We start from the raw sequence: 17,635 nt of genomic DNA, 5'->3' as shown, positions 1-17,635 counted from the left end.
GCCCGATCACCGGGCGGCGGCCAGGGCCTTCGTGATGCGCTGCAGCGAGACGGTCTCGGCGGTGCCGAGCTCCTGCGCGAACAGGCTCAGTCGGAACTCCTCGAGCATCCACCGGGCGTGCACGAGCTCCGGGTGCGCCCCGACGGCCGGCGGGAAGGTGCCGCCCGCGTCCGTGTAGCGGTCGGTCGCCACGGTGACCTCGCGCATCCACGTCGCGTCGCGCCCCGGGTTCTGCAGGAGCTTCTGCACGCGTGCGTCGATGCCCTGCAGGTACACCCGGATCCGCCGGAGCCGGTCGAGTCCGGCGACCGCGACGAAGCCCGGGAAGACCAGGCGCTCGGTCTGCTGGCGCATGTCGGTGAGTGCCGGGAGCAGCGCCATCGAGTTCGCCTGCTTCATCGACTTGTCGGCGGCGCGCTGCGCGGTGAGGACGGCCGCGACCTCGGACACGGCGGTGAACATCGTGTCGACCACCGTCGCGGACACGGCGTCGCGGACGGCCTCGAACTCCGCCCTCGAGAACACGAGCCCGTCCGGGTGCAGCCGTCGGATGCCGGCATCGACGACCGCCGCGAGCACGTCGTCGAACAGCGCCGCCGTCGAGGGGTACGGGCTCGCCGCCAGGGCCAGCTTCTCCTGTGCGGTCAGGTGCGACTGCACGTACGACACCGGGGACGGCACCGCGTGCATGACGAGCCGGCGGACACCGGCGGGCATCCGCACGGCCCGGTCACCGGGGGTCGCGAGGAGCTGCACGCCGACGGTCGCCTTCGGGCCCTCGCCCTCCTCGACCAGCGACGGGTAGGCGCGGATCACGCCGCCCGCCTGCTTCGTGTCGAGGACCTGCGGCAGGTCCTGGGAGGGCCAGGCGGTGAGGCCGGACCGTTCCACCTGCGCGCCGGAGGCCGCCCCGGCGACGCGTGCCGCGCCTCCCGGCCGTGCCGCCGCCTGCACCGTCGCGGAGGCGACGCTCTGCTGGGTCCGGTCCTTGAGCTTCGTCTGCAGTGCCGAGAGGTCCTTACCGGTCTCCACACGACGGCCGCGCTCGTCGACGACGGCCCACGTCGGCAGCAGGTGCGCCGGGACGCGGCCGAGGTCGAAGTCGGACTCGCTGACGGACACGTAGGTCATCCGCTGGATGGCCCGGGCGAGCGTCGCGCGGAACGACTCCGTCGGCTCGGTCGGTGCGTCGTCGGGCAGTTCGGCGACGATCTTCTCGGCCCAGTCCGCGGCGGGGACGACGTTCTTGCGGATCTGCTTCGGCAGCGACTTGATGAGCGCGGTGACGAGCTCCTTCCGGAGCCCGCGGACCTGCCAGTCGAAGCCCTCCTCGCGCATCCTGGGGAGCAGCGCGAGCGGCACCTGGACGCTCACACCGTCGTCCTGCGCGCCCGGCTCGAAGCGGTACTTGATGGCGAGGCGCTGGTCGCCGGAGCGCCACTGCGTCGGGTACTCCTGCTGGTCCTGCGCTGCTTCTGCCGCGTCCTCGTCGAGCAGGTCCGTCCGGCGCATCGTGAGCAGGTCGGGCTGCTCGCGTCGCGCCTGGCGCCACCACCCCTCGAAGTCGCGGGTGGTCGCGATGTCGGCGGGGACGCGGGCGTCGTAGAACTCGTACACGCGCTCGTCGTCGAACAGGATGTCGCGGCGACGGGTGCGTTCCTCGAGCTGCTCGAGTTCGCGGCGGAGCTTCCGGTTCGCCCGGTCGAACGCCTGCTGCGCGTCCCACTCGCCCTCGACGAGGGCGTGTCGGATGAACAGCTCGCGCGAGTGCTCCGGGTCCACGCGCTTGTACTGCACGCGCCGGCGCTGCACGATCGGGACGCCGAACAGGGTCACCCGCTCGTACGCGACCACCGCGCCCTGCTTCTTCTCCCAGTGCGGTTCGCCGTACGTGCGCTTCAGCAGGTCGCCGGCGAGCGGCTCCACCCAGGCGGGGTCGATCCTGGCGACCGTGCGCGCGAACAGGCGGCTCGTCTCGACGAGCTCGGCGGCCATCACGGCGTCCGGCTGCTTCTTCGCCAGGACGCTGCCCGGGAACACCACGAACCGGGTGTTCCGGGACCCGAGGTAGTCGCGCTTCTCCTTGTCGCGGAGCCCGATCTGGCTGAGGAGCCCGGCGAGGAGCGACCGGTGCACGGCGTCGCCGTCCTCGGAGCGGGACTGCCCCACGCGGACGTCGACCTGCTTCGCTGCGCGGGAGAGCTGCCGGTACAGGTCCTGCCACTCGCGGATGCGCAGGTGGTTCAGGAACTCGGCCTTGCACAGCCGTCGGAACGCGCTCGACGACATCTCGTCCTGCTTGTCCTCGATGTGGTTCCAGAGGTTGAGCAGGGTCAGGAAGTCACTCGTGGGGTCGGCGAACCGCGCGTGCAGCTGGTCGGCGTGCGCACGCTTCTCGAGGGGCCGTTCGCGCGGGTCCTGGATGCTCAAGGCGCTGACGATCGCGATGACCTCGCGCCCGACGCCCTGCCGGCCGGCCTCGAGCACCATCCGGCCGAGGCGGGGGTCGATCGGCAGGCGGGTCAGCTGCCGCCCGGACCGCGTGATCCGGCCGTCGGCGTCGACCGCACGGAGCTCGCGGAGCAGGTCGAGGCCGTCCTTCACGCCCCGGGAGTCCGGCGGCTGGAGGAACGGGAACGACTCGATGTCGCCGAACCCGAGCGAGATCATCTGCAGGATGACCGCCGCCAGGTTCGTGCGGAGGATCTCGGGGTCGGTGTACTCGGGGCGCCGGTCGAAGTCCTGCTCGGAGTACAGCCGGATCGCGATGCCCGCGCTGGTGCGGCCCGCGCGACCGGACCGCTGGTTCGCGCTCGCCTGGCTGATCGCCTCGATCGGCAGACGCTGCACCTTGGCCCGCGGGGAGTACCGGGAGATGCGGGCCGTGCCGGTGTCGACGACGTACTTGATGCCCGGCACGGTGAGGCTCGTCTCCGCGACGTTGGTCGCCAGGACGACGCGACGTCGGACGCCCGGCGTGGTGCGCTTGTCGAAGACGCGGTGCTGGTCCGCCGCGGAGAGCCGACCGTAGAGCGGCAGGACCTCGGTGCCCGGGTAGCGCCTGCCCTCGATGGCGTCCTGCGCGTCACGGATCTCGTTCTCGCCGGAGAGGAACACGAGCACGTCGCCCGGGTCCTCGCGCGCCAGCTCGTCGAGCGCGTCGGTGATGCCCTGCAGCACGTCGCGGTCGTCGGCGTTCCCGCCGTCGCCGCTGTCGTCCGTTCGCGGGTCGGTCTCGTCGGTGGTGTCGTCGCCGGTGTCCTCGGCCACGAGCGGTCGGTAGCGGACCTCGACCGGGTAGGTGCGGCCGGACACCTCGATGATCGGAGCACCGCCGAAGTGCTGCGAGAACGACTCGGGGTCGATCGTCGCGGAGGTGATGATCACCTTGAGGTCGGGCCGGCGGGGGAGGAGCCGCTTGATGTACCCGAGCAGGAAGTCGATCGTGAGGGACCGCTCGTGCGCCTCGTCGATGATGATCGTGTCGTAGCGCTTCAGGTCGCGGTCGAAGTGGATCTCGTTGAGCAGGATCCCGTCGGTCATCAGCTTGATCCGAGTGTTCGCGCTCACCTTGTCGGTGAACCGCACCTGGTAGCCCACGAGGTCGCCGAGCTCGCCGCCGAGCTCCTCGGAGACTCGCTCGGCGATGGTCCGGGCGGCGATCCGCCGGGGCTGCGTGTGCCCGATGGACTCGCGCCCCAGCTCGAGGCAGATCTTCGGCAGCTGCGTCGTCTTGCCCGAGCCGGTGGCACCCGCGACGATCACGACCTGGTGGTCGCGGATCGCGGCGGCGATGTCGTCCCGCCGCTGCGACACCGGCAGTTCGGGCGGGTACGTGATGACGGGCGTGGCAGACATGAGCATTCCAGGATAGCGGAGCGGATGGCGTCGGTGGGGTCGTCGTCCGCCCGCAGCGGAGTCGGCCAGCGGGGACGATCAGCGGAGCTGGTCGGCGAGCTCGGCGTCCGTGTGTGCCGGCAGGGCGCAGACGTGGTCGTGGCAGACGTACGCGGCGGGAGCGCTCCCGTCGCGACCGGCGAACAGGGAGAAGCCGGCGTCGGCCCACGCGCGGGCCTGCTCCGAGGTCACGGTCGCGACCACGGTCCCGGGTCGGCGGGCGTGCCGTGCGGGTCGGCGGAGGGGGTCGTCCGCAGCGGCCACGACGACGACCTCGCGCGACGGCCGCTGCAACGCGAGCGCCAGTCCGAGGGCGTCTGCGTGCCCGAGGGGCCGTTCCGTCCCCGTCCGCGCGCGGTCGGCCACGAGGGACGCCGCCGCCGTCCGCAGGTCGTGGTCCCCGGTGAGCGCCGCGAGCACCGCGGCCGCCGACGCCAGCGCCACGGTCCCCGAGCGCATCGCGGTCTGCGGCTGCTCGCCCGTCGCGGTCCCGGCGGCCGCCAGGACGGCATCGGCCTCGAACCGTCCGGCGAGCCCGTCGTCGACGAGGCTCCGCGCGGTGACGGCGTACCCGACCTCGCCCGTGACGAGTGCGAGTTCGAGCAGGCCCTCCGCCAGCAGTCCGACGTCCTCGATGGTGGGCGGTGCGGACGACGTGCCGTGGGCCGTGCTCGAGCGGACGACGACGTGGTCGTCCCGCACGTGTGCGGCGAGGACGGCGTCGGCGGCGGTCCGTGCGAGCGCGATCATCTCCGCGTCGTCGTGCCGCGCCCCGGCGACGGCGAGTCCGCGGATCGCCAGGCCGTTCCAACCGGTGAGCACCTGGTCGTCGAGGGGAGGCGGCGCGTACCGGCCCCGCTGGTCGAGCGGCAGCCGGTACCACTCGCCCTCGACCCGGCGGCCGTCGATGGTGGACTCGCTGTCCTGTGCGGCGACGAACGCACCGTCGGGGCGCCGCAGGGTGTCCCGGAGGAAGTCCGCGATGCCCCTCGCCTGGTCGCGGTCGGCGACCGCGAGCAGGCCCGCGTTGTCGTACAGCATCCGCTCGTAGTGCGGCACGCTCCAGTCCCGCTTGGTCGCGTACCGGAACACGCCGCCGTCGGCGTCGGTCAGCTCGGTCGACCGGATCGCGTGCAGGCTCCGGTCGAGCAGGCCGGCAGCGACGCGCTCGGCGTCGGCGTCGGCATCGGCGGTGTCGTCGGCCGCCACGTCGGCGAGGAACTCGAGCAGCGGTGCGCCGGGGAACTTCGGCGCGCCACCGAACCCGCCGTAGGTCGTGTCCTCCGCCGTGGCGAGCTGCGCGGTGACACCCCGGACCGCGTCGACGGACGGGAGGCGCGGCTCGACCCGCGCGGTCACATCGCCGCCCTGGGCGGCTGCGTCCGCCTCGGCACCCTGCCGGATCGCCGACGCGATGGCACCGGCGTTCGCGTCGACCTCGTGCCGACGCTCCGTCCACGCATCGAGCACCGCTGCGAGCACCTGACGGAACGAGCCGACCTGTCCCACCGGCGTCGGCGGGTAGTAGGTGCCGGCGAAGAAGACGCGGCCCTCCGGTGTGGCGAAGGCCGTGAGCGGCCACCCGAGCTGCTGCGTGAACGCGCTCGCCGAGGCCATCAGGCTGGCGTCCACGTCGGGACGTTCCTCGCGGTCGACCTTGACGGCGACGAAGTCGCGCCGCAGGAGCTCGGCGACCTCCGGGTCGGAGAAGCTCTCGCGCGCCATCACGTGGCACCAGTGGCAGGTCGCGTAGCCGACCGACACGAGGACGGGCACGTCGCGTGCGCGTGCCTCGGCGAAGGCCTCCGGTCCCCACTCCCGCCAGCCCACCGGGTTGTCGGCGTGCAGGCGGAGGTACGGGCTGACCGCGGTGCCGAGCCGGTTGTCGTTCATGCGTCCAGCCTGCCCCGGTCGCGCTGGACGGTGGTCCCGGCGTGCGGATCCGTGGACGGAGCGACGCCGTCCACAGGCCAGGGGCCTCGGAGTCTCAGGCGGGCAGCCAGCCGGTCAGCGCACCGAGCACGCGGGCGACCTCCGCCGGCGTGCGCCCGTCGGTGTCCACCCGGGTGACCGTGTCCGCGACGGCCGAGTCGAGCCTCCCGGCCGTCGCCGTGCTGTGGGCCGGTTGCGCCTGCGGGACGGCACCACCCGCGCGGCGGGCGAGACGTCCGGCGGTGGTGGTGTCGGAGGCACGGAGCAGGACGGCGGTGACCAGCGGGTCGTCGCCCATCGCCGCGGCGAGCTCGGCGGTCCGCAGCACGGACACGGTGTTCGTGACGACGAGCCGGTGGTGCCCGAGCTCGCGGTAGGCGGCCCACATCGCGGCGAGGTTCCGCTCCGCCAGGTGCGCAGCGGGGTGCGCGACGTGCGGTGCGGGGTGCGCGAGGTCGAGGAGGTCGCCCTCGACGACGGCGTGCGGCACGTCCGCGGCGACGAGCAGGTCGTGGAGCGCCTCGGCCGCGGTCGACTTCCCGACGCCCGACCGGCCGCCGACGAACAGCACCTCCGACCGGGGCACCGGCTCGATCCCCGCCTCAGTCCCGACCGAGGGAGAGGAGCGCCAGCGCGGCGTCCTCGGGGCCGTAGTCGAACATGCGGTCCCAGAACGGGTCGTCCGCCCAGGGGACGTCGCCGTCGGCGGGGACGGCGTGGGCGGTCTCGAGCAGCCACTCGACCGTGGGGCGCACGGCGTCGGCGTACCGGGGCGCCTGCCACCCGAGGGCCCGCGCCGCCGTGGTGTCGAGGACGAACGGCGCGGGTGAGCTCCACGGCGTCGTCCCGACGAACGCGGGGGCGTCCTGGTCGAGCAGCACCTCGTCGAAGCGGTGGTCGGCGAGCCCGGCGAGGGTGCGCACGATCTCGAGGACGTCGGGCGCGGTCTCGTCCGCGACGTTGAGGATGCGGCGGTCCGGGCTGTCCGCGACGAGTCGGACGAGGGACGCGATGCCGCTGGCCGCGGTCGTGTGGTCGACGCCGCGGCCGTGGTCGGCGAGCAGGATGCGCTCCCGTCCGTCGAGTGCACGCCGCACCACGAACCACTCGCGCGGACGCCCGATGCCGACGCCGTGGACCTTCGAGGGCCGCAGCACGGTGACCGGTGCGCCGTGGTCGAGGAGGACCTGCTCGGCGGCGACCTTCGCCGCGCCGTACCCGTCGCGCGTGGTCGGGTCGCCGTCGCCGGCCGTCACGGTGGGCTGGAGCTCGGAGACCGGACCGCCGAAGACGGGACGGTCGACCGAGTTCGCGTGCCGCCCCCGGTCGTCCACGTACACGGCCTTCGAGGACACGAACACCGTCGAGCCGACGTCGTCGAGGAACGGGCGGAGCTGCAGGGCGTCGTCACGTGTCAGTCCCACGGTGTCGACGAGCAGGTCGGCCCCGGGCCGCAGCAGGTCACGGAGCACCGTGGTGTCCCGCCGGTCGCCGGGGACGAAGGTCGCGCCCGCCGCGGTCAGGGCGTCGGCAGCGGGACCACCGCGGCGCGCGAGCACGTCCACCTGCCAGTCGTCACCGCCGCGACCCGAGACGTCGAGCAGGTCGCGGACCACCGCCGAACCGATGCCGCCGGTACCGCCGAGGACGACCGCGCGTCTGCTGCTCATGGAGCCCACGCTAGTGCGCGGCGGTGTCCCCGGTGGGGACGTCAGGACGCGAGCAGCTCCGGCTCGAGCCGCCACCACTCCGCCAGGGACCCGTCGTACACCTGCACCCGGTCGTGCCCGAGCACCGTCAGGGCGAGTGCGTCCACGCACGCGGCGCTGCCCACCCCGCAGTACGTCACGACCTCGTCGGCGCCGAGCACGGACGCGAACACCTCGGCGAGGGCCGGACGTCGTCGGAGCGTGTTCGACACCGGGTCGACGACGTCGTCCGTGGTGATGACCGTGCTGCCCGGGACGATGCCCGGGTGGTCGGTGCCGAGCGAGGACGCGGGCGCGGCGAGCACCACCGCCGCCGGTTCCTCGCCGTGCACGGCGCGGAGGACGCGGTCGTGGTCCGCCCAGACCGGCCGTTCCTCCCCGGCCAGGAACGGGTCCGCGCCGGTGGCGGCGGGCGTCGTGCGCACGGGTCCGACCCGGACGGGGCGCCCTTCGTCCCGCCACTTGGTGAAGCCGCCGTCCAGCACCGCGGCGGTGTCGAAGCCGAACGCGCGGAAGATCCACCACAGGCGTGCGGCCCACTCGCCGACGCCGTCGTCGTAGACCACGACCGTGCTCGACGCGGTGACCCCGAGGGCCCGCGCGGCGGCCTCGAAGTGCTCGGCGCCCGGACGGGTGAACGGCAGGTCGGCGTCGGGCGCCGAGAAGTCGTGGAGCAGGTCGGCGTACCGCGCGCCGGGGACGTGCCCGTGCTGCTCGTACGCGTCGTGCGCGCCCTGCCAGCGCGTCGCGGTCCCCGTGCCCTCGGTGCGCACCGAGGCGTCGACGACCACGAGGTCGTCGGCACCGAGGTGGTCGGCGAGCCACTGCGTCGACACGAGCGGCGAGGTCAGGACGGGGGCCATGGCCGTCACGATATCCGGCGCCCCTGACGCGAGCGAGGGTGTCCGACACGGGGCGCAACGCCACTGTCCCGACGGCGCGGTCATCCGGCGCGCAGGGGGCCGGAACGACGACATCCCACGCGTCGATCGACGCGTGGGATGTCGCAGGACGGGTGCCCAGCCGCGAGACCGGGCTAGTGCGCTGCCGTGGGGATGCTGCCCGTGGTCGCGCTCGACGCGTGCTCGAGCTTGGCGAGCCGCACCGACTGCCGGTTGATCAGGAGCCCGCCGGCGAGGGCGACGAGCACGAGCACGCCCGCCGAGATGCCGAACGCCACGTGGTACCCGTCGATCACAGCCTGCGCCTGCTGCAGCTTCGTCGGCGCCGCCGACAGCCCGGAGAGGCTGTCCGCCACGACGTCGGCGAAGATCGTCGACAGCAGTGCGGTACCGATCGATCCACCGATCTGCTGCATCGTGTTCACCGTCGCGGAGGCCACGCCGGCGTCCGCCCGGGCCACCCCCGTGGTCGCCGTGTTCATGGCGGACGAGAAGATCGTGCCCATGCCGAGACCGATGACGATGAGCGCGGGCAGGACGGTCCCCGCGTACGAGCTGTCGACGTCGGTGCGGAGGAGGAGCAGAAGCCCCGTCGCGGCGACCAGGCCACCGGCGAAGATGAGGACCTTCGGCCCGACGCGGGGGAGCAGACGTCCGCCGATCTGCGTCGCCGAGATCATGATCGACAGCGGCATCGGGAGGAACGCGAGCCCGGTCTGCAGCGAGCTGAAGCCGAGCGTCTGCTCGAGGTAGTAGGTCAGGAACAGGAAGATGCCGAACATGCCGATCGCCACCAGGCCGATCGCGATGAACGCGCCGCCGCGGTCGCGGTCGAGGACGACGCGCAGGGGGAGCAGCGGGTGTGCGACCCGTGTCTCGATGACCACGAAGGCCGCGACGAGCACGACGCCCGCGGCGAGCATGACGATCGTCAGCGGAGCGTCCCAGCCGTTCGACTCGGCGTTCGAGAAGCCGTAGACGATGCCGACCAGGCCGGCCGTGATCGTGAGGACGCCGGCGACGTCGATGCGGGGCCGCTCGACCTTCGGGGGCCGGGCCATGAAGACGAGCGCGCCGATCACGCCGAGCACCGCGAACACGACGTTGACGTACAGGCACCAGCGCCACGAGGTGTACTCGGTCAGGACGCCACCAAGGAGCAGGCCGATGGCCGCACCCGAGCCGGCGATCGACCCGAAGATGCCGAAGGCGCGCCCGCGCTCCTTCGGGTCACGGAAGGTCGTCGTCAGCATGCCGAGGGCGGACGGGGCGAGCAGCGCGCCGAACACGCCCTGCAGCGCGCGGGCCGCGACGAGCAGCCCGAACGAGTCGGCGAGGCCGCCGAGGACCGAGGCGGCCGCGAAGCCGACGAGCCCGACGATGAACGTGTTCTTGCGGCCGAAGAGGTCGCCGAGGCGTCCGCCGAGGAGCAGGAGGGAGCCGAACGCCAGCGAGTAGGCGGTGACGATCCACTGCCGCTGGTCGTTGCCGAAGCCCAGGTCGGCCTGGGCCGAGGGCAGGGCGATGTTCACGATGGTGGCGTCGAGCACCACCATGAGCTGGGCGAGCGCGATGACCGCGAGGGCGATCCACCGGCGGTTCGCCTTCTCGGGAGCGGCGCCCGAGCCGGAGGGGCTCGTCGTCGTGGGTGCTGCCCCGGTGGGGGTCGGCACGGTCTGTTCTGCCGTCACGGCAGCCTCCTTCGGTGAAGGGTGGAGGTGGCGGAGCACGCGCCGTCGAGCGCTTCGCGAGGAGGTGGAACCGGATGCGTCGCATCCGTTTGTCGTCAGTGTAGACCGAAACGGAGTCACCGCATCCGTTTGTTCCCAGAATCGTCAACTACCGTCGGCATCGTGAGCACCACCGACTCGGCGCGCGACCTCGAGCGCCCCCTGCGCGCCGACGCCGCGCGCAACCGCGAGCTGATCCTGCAGACGGCACGGAAGTGCTTCGCGGAACGCGGCCTGTCGGTGACCCTCAACGACATCGCGCACGAGGCCGGCGTGGGCGTCGGCACGGTGTACCGGCGGTTCGCCGACAAGGACTCCCTGATCGAGGCGCTGCTCTCCACCAAGTTCGAGGCCATGAACGCCGCCGCCGCCCGTGCCGCGGAGGAGTCCGACCCCCGCGAGGGGCTGCGCGTCTACCTGATGGGCGTCTTCGAGTTCCGGGCGCGCGACCGTGCCCTCGCCGACGCCATCGTTCGAGCCGGCAAGGCCCGCCCGTCCGTGGTTGAGGAGCGCGACCGGCTCGAGTCCCAGGTCAACGCGATCATCGAGCGGGCGCATGCGGCGGGCGTCGTGCGCGCCGGCTTCGCGTGGTCCGACCTGCCGATGCTCACCGTGATGGTCGGTGCCGTGGCGGACCGGACGCGCGACCACGACCCGGACGCCTGGCGGCGCTACGCGGAGGTCGTGCTCGAGGGGGTCCTGCCCCCGACGGGGCGGCAGCCGATGCTCGGTGCGCCGCTCGACCGTGCGACGATCGAGCACGCGCTCCACGGCCCGTCCTGACGCTGCCGCGGCGCGCGCCGGGACCTGACAACAGCCGGACGGGAGGCGCGTGGCGGCGCCGCCACGTGCCTCCCGTCCGTCAGCCGGTCCCGCCTAGAGCCAGCTCGGCAGCCAGTAGTGGGAACGGACGAAGTCCCACGGCATCTGCAGGCCGGTCCACATGGGGTACCAGTAGGCCGAGGCCAGCACGACGACGCCGAGGTACACGCCGATCCAGACGAGCGCCCGCGTGCGCCGGTGCCGCGGGTCGTCGCGGGAGCCGGCCACGAGCCCGATGGCCGCCGCGAGCGCCATCACCATGTAGGGCTCGAAGGCGACCGTGTAGAACTGGAACACCGTCCGGTCCGTGTACATGAGCCAGGGCAGGTACCCGCCGGCGACGCCGATCAGGACGAAGCCGTACTCCCACCGCCGGCGGAGGACCCAGAGCACGAGCAGGGCCACGACCGAGATCACCGATGCGTACCAGACGAACGGGTTCGCGATGCCGGTGATCGCCTCGCCGCAGCGGTCCGCCCAGCAGCCGTCCTGGCCGGCGTCCGTGCCCTGGTAGTACATGGACGTCGGGCGCTGCATGAGCAGCCAGAGCAGCGGGTTCGCCTGGTACGAGTGCGGGGTGTGCAGGCCGATGTTGAAGCCGTAGATCTCCGACTGGTAGTGCCACCAGTTCTGCAGGGAGTCCGGTACCCACGCGAGCACGCCGGTCCACCGCTCGCCACCGCTCGCGATCCAGTCGCGGTCCCACCCGCCCGACGTGCGGAACCACCCGGTCCACGACGCCAGGTAGGTCGCGGCGGCGATCGGCACCGTGAGGAGGAACGACACCGGTGCCTGCTGCAGGAAGGCGCTCGACGACCAGAACGCCACGCCGGCCCGGCGGCGCATCAGCATGTCGCTGAGGACGGAGTACAGCGCGAAGAACGCCAGGAAGTACAGCCCGGACCACTTCGTCGCCGACGCGAGCCCGAGGGCGATCCCCATGGCGACCAACCACGGTCGCCAGACCATCACCGGCCCCCAGAGAGTGTCCCGGCCGGCGGCGGCCCGGCGTCCCACCCAGGCGTCGAGTCGTCGCTGCGCCCACCGGCGGTCGAGCAGCAGCGCTCCCGCACCGAGCAGGACGAAGAACGTGACGATGCCGTCGAGCAGCGTCACCCGGGAGAGCACGATCGCCTGCCCGTCGACCGCGAGCAGGAACCCCGCGAGCGTCCCCACCGCGGTCGACCGGAACAGCGAGCGCGCGATCACCGCGGTCAGGAAGACGGTCGCGATGCCGAGCACGGCGACGGTGATGCGCCAGCCGAACGAGCTGTCGGCGCCGAAGAGCAGCATGCCGAGCCCGATGAGGTACTTGCCGAGCGGCGGGTGCGCGATGAACTCGGCCGCCCGCGAGTAGATGTCGGTCTCACCGTCGGCGAACCGCTGGTCGGTGGTCGGTGCCCCGTCGCCGGACGGGTTCGCCGGCCACGTGCCCTCGTAGCCGAGGTGCACGATCGACCAGCCGTCCTTGACGTAGTACGTCTCGTCGAACACCAGCGAGTGGGGGTGACCGAGGCCGGCCAACCGCAGCACGGCGGCGAGCAGCGTCACCGCGAGCGGGCCCGTCCACCGCCACACGGCCACGCGCCGGGACGTCGACAGGACCCGGCCCCACCAGTCGTCGAGGCGGGAGCCGACCGGCCCGTCGACGAGGGCGGCGCGGTCGTCGGTCAGCTCGCTGGTCATCGGCAGCATCCTACGGATCGCCCCGTGGCGGGACCTGCCACCACAATGGGGAGGTGATCGTCCTCGCAGCAACGCCCATCGGCAACCTCGGCGACGCGTCGCGCCGACTCGTCGAGACCCTGTCCAACGCGACCGTCGTGGCCGCCGAGGACACCCGCACCGCGATCCACCTCATGCGGGCGCTCGGCATCGAGAACCGCCCGCGGCTCATCGCCCTGCACGAGCACAACGAGCGGGCGAAGGCCTCCGAGGTCGTCGAGCTGGCCCGCGACGAGGACGTCGTCGTCCTCACCGACGCGGGCATGCCCGCGATCAGCGACCCGGGCTTCCCGCTCGTCGAGGCGGCCGCCGCCGCGGGCGTCACGGTCACCGCCCTGCCGGGCCCGTCCGCGGTGCTCATGGCGCTCGCCGTCTCCGGTCTGCCGACGGACCGCTTCAGCTTCGAGGGGTTCCCCACCCGCAAGGCCGGCGAGCGGCGTCGGCTGTTCGCATCGCTCGCGGGGGAGCAGCGGACGATGGTGTTCTTCGAGTCGCCGCACCGGCTCGCGGACACGCTGGCCGACATGGCCGCGGGCTTCGGGGACGACCGCCGTGCGGTGGTCTGCCGGGAGCTCACGAAGCTGCACGAGGAGGTCCGTCGCGACACGCTCGCCGAGCTCGCCGCGTGGGCGGCGGACGGCGTCCGCGGCGAGATCTGCGTCGTCGTCGAGGGTTCGACCGGTGCGCTCGACGTGACGAGCATCGAGGACGGCGTCCGGCTGGTGCTCGAGCGGGTGGCCGCGGGGTCGCGCATGAAGGAGGCCGCTGCGGCCGTCGCCGACGCGACCGGCCTGTCGAAGCGCGACCTCTACGAGGGCGCGCTCGCGGCGCGCTGACGCCACCACCCGTCGGCCGGGAGGCACGGGTCGCGTCATGCGCTCGCCGGCCGCCCGTAGGATGGTCCGCATGTCCGACGGGTCCTCGTTCAGCATCACCACGCCGATCTTCTACGTGAACGACGTGCCACACATCGGGCACGCCTACACCGAGGTCGCCGCGGACTTCACGGCGCGCTGGCACCGGCAGCGGGGCGACGACACGTGGCTCCTGACCGGCACCGACGAGCACGGCCAGAAGATCCTGCGCACCGCGAGCGCGAACGACGTCTCGCCGAAGGAGTGGGCGGACCGTCTCGTCACGGACGCCTGGAAGCCGCTGCTCGACACCGTCGACGTGGCGAACGACGACTTCATCCGCACGACCGACGAGCGCCACGAGCGCGGCGTCACGGCCTTCCTGCAGAAGCTGTACGACGACGGCTACATCTACGCCGGTGAGTTCGAGGGCTTCTACTGCGTGGGGTGCGAGGAGTACAAGCAGCCGAGCGACCTCGTGCCCGGCACGGGTGCGTACGAGGGGCAGCAGGTCTGCGCCATCCACTCGATCCCGGTCGAGGTGCTGGCCGAGCGCAACTACTTCTTCCGGATGAGCGACTTCGAGCAGCGCCTGCTCGACCTGTACGAGTCGAACCCCGAGTTCATCCAGCCCGAGAGCGTCCGCAACGAGATCATCTCGTTCGTCAAGCAGGGCCTCCGCGACCTGTCGATCTCGCGGTCGAGCTTCGACTGGGGCATCCAGATCCCCTGGGACCACGACCACGTGCTCTACGTGTGGTTCGACGCGCTCCTCAACTACGTGACCGCCCTCGGCTACGGCTCCGACGACGACGAGGCGTTCCAGCGCCTCTGGCCGAGCGTCCACATCGTGGGCAAGGACATCGCCCGCTTCCACGCGGTCATCTGGCCCGCGATGCTCATGGCGGCCGACCTGCCGGTGCCGAAGCGCGTGTTCGGCCACGGGTGGCTGCTCGTCGGCGGCGAGAAGATGTCGAAGTCGAAGCTCACCGGCATCGCCCCGTCCGAGATCACCGACACGTTCGGGTCGGACGCGTTCCGCTACTACTTCCTCCGCGCGGTCACCTTCGGGCAGGACGGCAACTTCAGCTGGGAGGACATCTCCGCCCGGTACGCCGCCGACCTCGCGAACGGCTTCGGCAACCTGGCGTCCCGGCTCGTCGCGATGCTGCAGAAGTACTTCGACGGGGCCGTCCCGACTCGCGGGGCGCTGACCGCGTCCGACGAGGCGATCGACGCCCTCGCGGTGTCCGTGACGGAACGGGCGGACGCCGCGGTCGAGGCCTTCGCCCCGCACGAGGCGATCGCCGCCGTGTGGGAGCTCGTGGACGCCCTGAACGGCTACATCACCGAGCAGGAGCCGTGGGCCCTGGCGAAGGACGACGCACAGCGCGAGCGCCTCGGCACCGTGCTGACGACGGCACTGCGCGGCCTCGGTACCGTGAACGTCCTCGTGTCGCCGGTCATGCCGAAGGCCACCGAGAAGCTCTGGGCGTCGATCGGTGCCGGCGGGTCCGTCGCCGAGCAGCGCGTGGACCGGGCCTGGGAGTGGCAGGGGGCGGAGACGGTCGTGCCGCTCGGGTCCGGACTGTTCCCGCGCATCGAGCAGCAGCCCGAGCAGGGCGCAGCGTGACCGACGCGGCCGACGCAGCGCACGTGCGGGCGCGCGGTGACGGATCGTCGAGTGGCTCGAAGCGCGACCTGAGCTACCCGCCGCTGCCGCAGGCGCTCGTCGTGCCCGTGTACGACAACCACACCCACATGGAGATCGCGGACGGCGTCGGCGAGGGCGGCGACGGTCCGCTCGACTACCGCGAGCACCTCGACAAGGCGTCGAGCGTCGGCGTGCGCGGCGTCGTGCAGGTCGGCACCGACCTGGCGACCTCGGAGTGGTCCGCGCAGATCGCCGCTCGTGAACCGCGCGTGCTGGCCGCCGTCGCGCTGCACCCGAACGAGGCCCCCGTCCTCGACGAGCAGGGGCTGCTCGACGAGCACCTCGCGGGCATCGAGCGGCTCGCCGCGCTGCCCCGTGTCCGGGCGATCGGCGAGACCGGACTCGACTTCTTCCGCACCGGCGAGGACGGCCGTGCCGCCCAGGTCCGGTCGTTCGAGGAGCACATCCGCATCGCGAAGGAGCACGACCTCGCGCTGACGATCCACGACCGCGACGCGCACGACGCCGTGGTCGAGGTCCTCGACCGGGTCGGTGCACCCGAGCGGACCGTGTTCCACTGCTTCTCCGGCGGACCCGACCTGGCACGGCTCTGCGCCGAGCGCGGTTGGTACATGTCCTTCGCCGGCACCGTGACGTTCAAGAACGCCGAGCCCCTCCGCGAAGCCCTCCGGGTCGCCCCGCGCCACCTGGTCATGGTCGAGACGGACGCGCCCTTCCTCACGCCGACCCCGTACCGCGGGCGGCCGAACGCGCCGTACCTGATCCCGCTCACGCTCCGGTCGATGGCCGAGACGCTGGGCACGGACGCCTCGATGCTCGCGGCGCAGATCGCGTCGAACACCGAGCTCGTGTACGGCGCGTGGGACGCCGAGCCCGTCACGGTGGACGAGTAGCCGTGGGCGCACTGCTCGGCCCGGCGGAGATCCGGGACCTCGCGGCGAAGCTCGACGTCACCCCCACCAAGAAGCTCGGGCAGAACTTCGTGCACGACGGCAACACCGTCCGACGCATCGTGTCGGCCGGCCGCGTCACCCCGGGGTCGCGGGTGCTCGAGATCGGCCCGGGACTCGGCTCGCTGACGCTCGGCCTCACCGAGACGGGCGCCTCGGTGACGGCGGTCGAGATCGACGGCCGGCTCGCGGCGCAGCTGCCCGCGACGGTCGCGGCGATCCAGCCCGACGCCCGGCTGCAGGTGGTCCACCAGGACGCGCTCGCCGTGACCGCCGACGAGCTGCCCGAGGCGCCGACGCACGTCGTGGCCAACCTGCCGTACAACGTGTCGGTGCCGGTGCTGCTCCACCTGCTCGCGACCTTCCCGACCATCGAGCGCGTGCTCGTCATGGTGCAGGCCGAGGTCGGCTACCGCATCGCGGCCGGCCCGGGCAGCAAGGTCTACGGCGCCCCGAGCGTCAAGGCGGCGTGGTACGGGTCGTGGTCGACCGCCGGACAGATCAGTCGCCAGGTGTTCTGGCCGGTGCCGAACGTCGACAGCGTGCTCGTCGGGTTCGACCGGCACGAGCAGCCGGGCGACGAGGCGCTGCGGACGCAGGTCTTCGCGCTCGTCGACGGCGCGTTCCAGCAGCGGCGGAAGATGCTGCGCCAGAGCCTGTCGGGCGTGCTCGGCAGCAGTGCGCGTGCGACCGAGCTGCTCACCGCCGCCGGCATCGACCCGACGGCGCGGGGTGAGGCCCTGTCGCCGGACGACTTCGTGCGGCTCGGTCGGACGGTCCTCGCGGCCTGACGGCGTCGCGTGCCGCGGGTGCGGCGCGGTGCGCTGCGGCGCGAGGTGACGGGGCACTGGCGTGACCTGCCCCCGGACAACCGCGAGCACGTCGCGCCGTGTACTTCCGCGGCGCGACGTGCTCGCGGTTGGTCCCCACGCGCCTCCCGGCCCGCCGGCCCGGCGCCTGCGCCTGCCGGTCCGGCGCCTTGGTCGGTCGCTACGACCCGTAGGCTCGCCACCGTGCGCGCACCTCGTTCCCGGACCGCTCTCGTCGTCACGATCACGGCGGCCGCCGTCGGCGCCGCGATCGTCGTCCTCGCCGTCGTGGCCCTCGTCCACGACGTCCGAGACGACGCCGCGTGGGCGGCACTCGTCCTCGGCGCTGCCGTCGCGGCATGGGGCCTGTGGTTCCACGCGCTGTCGGGTGGCGACGCGGACCGTCGTCCGCGGGTCGCCGTCACGGGTGTCGCCGCGACCGCCGGCATCCTGGGCGCGGGTGCGTACTGGGTGCTCAGGGGGCTGCTCGACCGGACCGTCGCGGAGGCCCTGGTCGTCACCGCGATCGTCCTCGGGCTCTGGGCGCTGAACCGGACGGTGGAGGCCGGGAACCGCCGACGGCGTGCTGCGGGCGACGAGGTCGAGTAGGCGGTTCCGGGAGGCCGGGCG

Annotated in this window: 13 protein-coding genes; 6 read left to right on the top strand and 7 right to left on the bottom strand. The window is 72.7% G+C overall.

Annotated features, from left to right (window positions below; genetic code table 11):
* Positions 1-6: 6 nt before the first annotated feature.
* From hrpA to Cus16_RS14930, 6 genes are all read right to left on the bottom strand, one after another.
* Positions 7-3,858 (bottom strand): ATP-dependent RNA helicase HrpA, encoded by a 3,852-nt coding sequence (gene hrpA / locus Cus16_RS14955; protein ID WP_069713482.1) that lies wholly within the window; start codon positions 3,856-3,858, stop codon positions 7-9.
* Between the two features lie 78 nt (positions 3,859-3,936).
* Positions 3,937-5,790, bottom strand: coding sequence for a thioredoxin domain-containing protein (locus Cus16_RS14950; protein ID WP_069713456.1), 1,854 nt, complete (start codon positions 5,788-5,790; stop codon positions 3,937-3,939).
* 94 nt (positions 5,791-5,884) lie between these two features.
* On the bottom strand, positions 5,885-6,415 hold the full coding sequence (locus Cus16_RS14945) for an ATPase (RefSeq protein ID WP_069713455.1): 531 nt from the start codon (positions 6,413-6,415) through the stop codon (positions 5,885-5,887).
* Between the two features lie 16 nt (positions 6,416-6,431).
* Positions 6,432-7,499 (bottom strand): NAD-dependent epimerase/dehydratase family protein, encoded by a 1,068-nt coding sequence (locus Cus16_RS14940; protein WP_069713454.1) that lies wholly within the window; start codon positions 7,497-7,499, stop codon positions 6,432-6,434.
* 41 nt (positions 7,500-7,540) lie between these two features.
* Positions 7,541-8,401: a sulfurtransferase gene (locus Cus16_RS14935; protein ID WP_189319613.1), complete on the bottom strand. Its 861-nt coding sequence runs from the start codon at positions 8,399-8,401 to the stop codon at positions 7,541-7,543.
* A gap of 173 nt (positions 8,402-8,574) precedes the next feature.
* Positions 8,575-10,131, bottom strand: coding sequence for an MFS transporter (locus Cus16_RS14930; RefSeq protein ID WP_069713453.1), 1,557 nt, complete (start codon positions 10,129-10,131; stop codon positions 8,575-8,577).
* A 162-nt stretch (positions 10,132-10,293) separates the two neighbouring features.
* Between Cus16_RS14930 and Cus16_RS14925 the strand changes: the two genes are divergently transcribed.
* Positions 10,294-10,953, top strand: coding sequence for a TetR/AcrR family transcriptional regulator (locus Cus16_RS14925; RefSeq protein WP_069713452.1), 660 nt, complete (start codon positions 10,294-10,296; stop codon positions 10,951-10,953).
* A 93-nt stretch (positions 10,954-11,046) separates the two neighbouring features.
* Here Cus16_RS14925 and Cus16_RS14920 read toward each other — a convergent pair whose 3' ends face one another.
* A complete protein-coding gene (locus Cus16_RS14920; RefSeq protein WP_069713480.1) occupies positions 11,047-12,678 on the bottom strand; it encodes a dolichyl-phosphate-mannose--protein mannosyltransferase in 1,632 nt (543 codons plus the stop codon).
* Positions 12,679-12,731: 53 nt separating this feature from the next.
* Here Cus16_RS14920 and rsmI point away from each other — a divergent pair, with 53 nt between their 5' ends.
* The 5 genes from rsmI (at position 12,732) to Cus16_RS14895 (ending at position 17,614) form a co-directional block, all read left to right on the top strand.
* Entirely contained in the window at positions 12,732-13,553 is an 822-nt protein-coding gene (gene rsmI / locus Cus16_RS14915; protein ID WP_069713451.1) for a 16S rRNA (cytidine(1402)-2'-O)-methyltransferase, read from the top strand.
* 70 nt (positions 13,554-13,623) lie between these two features.
* Entirely contained in the window at positions 13,624-15,204 is a 1,581-nt protein-coding gene (metG, locus tag Cus16_RS14910) for a methionine--tRNA ligase (protein ID WP_069713478.1), read from the top strand.
* Positions 15,201-16,139, top strand: coding sequence for a TatD family hydrolase (locus Cus16_RS14905; RefSeq protein ID WP_223246641.1), 939 nt, complete (start codon positions 15,201-15,203; stop codon positions 16,137-16,139). Before metG ends, Cus16_RS14905 begins: the two co-directional genes overlap by 4 nt.
* Before the next feature lie 2 nt (positions 16,140-16,141).
* Complete coding sequence (gene rsmA, locus Cus16_RS14900) at positions 16,142-16,987, top strand: 16S rRNA (adenine(1518)-N(6)/adenine(1519)-N(6))-dimethyltransferase RsmA (RefSeq protein WP_069713450.1); 846 nt, start codon at positions 16,142-16,144, stop codon at positions 16,985-16,987.
* Between the two features lie 222 nt (positions 16,988-17,209).
* On the top strand, positions 17,210-17,614 hold the full coding sequence (locus tag Cus16_RS14895; protein ID WP_069713449.1) for a hypothetical protein: 405 nt from the start codon (positions 17,210-17,212) through the stop codon (positions 17,612-17,614).
* Positions 17,615-17,635: the final 21 nt, after the last annotated feature.

The sequence above is a fragment of the Curtobacterium sp. ER1/6 genome, assembly GCF_001742745.1.
GTDB classification, from domain to species: Bacteria; Actinomycetota; Actinomycetes; order Actinomycetales; family Microbacteriaceae; genus Curtobacterium; species Curtobacterium citri.
The sequence above is the reverse complement of the archived record's forward strand: the minus strand, read 5'-3'. Positions and strand labels throughout refer to the sequence as shown.

What these genes read in the sequence shown, in the direction of transcription:
- Cus16_RS14940 (WP_069713454.1), bottom strand. Translation starts at nt 7,499, where the DNA reads ATGAGCAGCAGACGCGCGGTCGTCCTCGGCGGTACCGGCGGCATCGGT.
- metG (WP_069713478.1), top strand. Translation starts at nt 13,624, where the DNA reads ATGTCCGACGGGTCCTCGTTCAGCATCACCACGCCGATCTTCTACGTG.
- Cus16_RS14935 (WP_189319613.1), bottom strand. Translation starts at nt 8,401, where the DNA reads ATGGCCCCCGTCCTGACCTCGCCGCTCGTGTCGACGCAGTGGCTCGCC.
- hrpA (WP_069713482.1), bottom strand. Translation starts at nt 3,858, where the DNA reads ATGTCTGCCACGCCCGTCATCACGTACCCGCCCGAACTGCCGGTGTCG.
- Cus16_RS14950 (WP_069713456.1), bottom strand. Translation starts at nt 5,790, where the DNA reads ATGAACGACAACCGGCTCGGCACCGCGGTCAGCCCGTACCTCCGCCTG.
- Cus16_RS14920 (WP_069713480.1), bottom strand. Translation starts at nt 12,678, where the DNA reads ATGACCAGCGAGCTGACCGACGACCGCGCCGCCCTCGTCGACGGGCCG.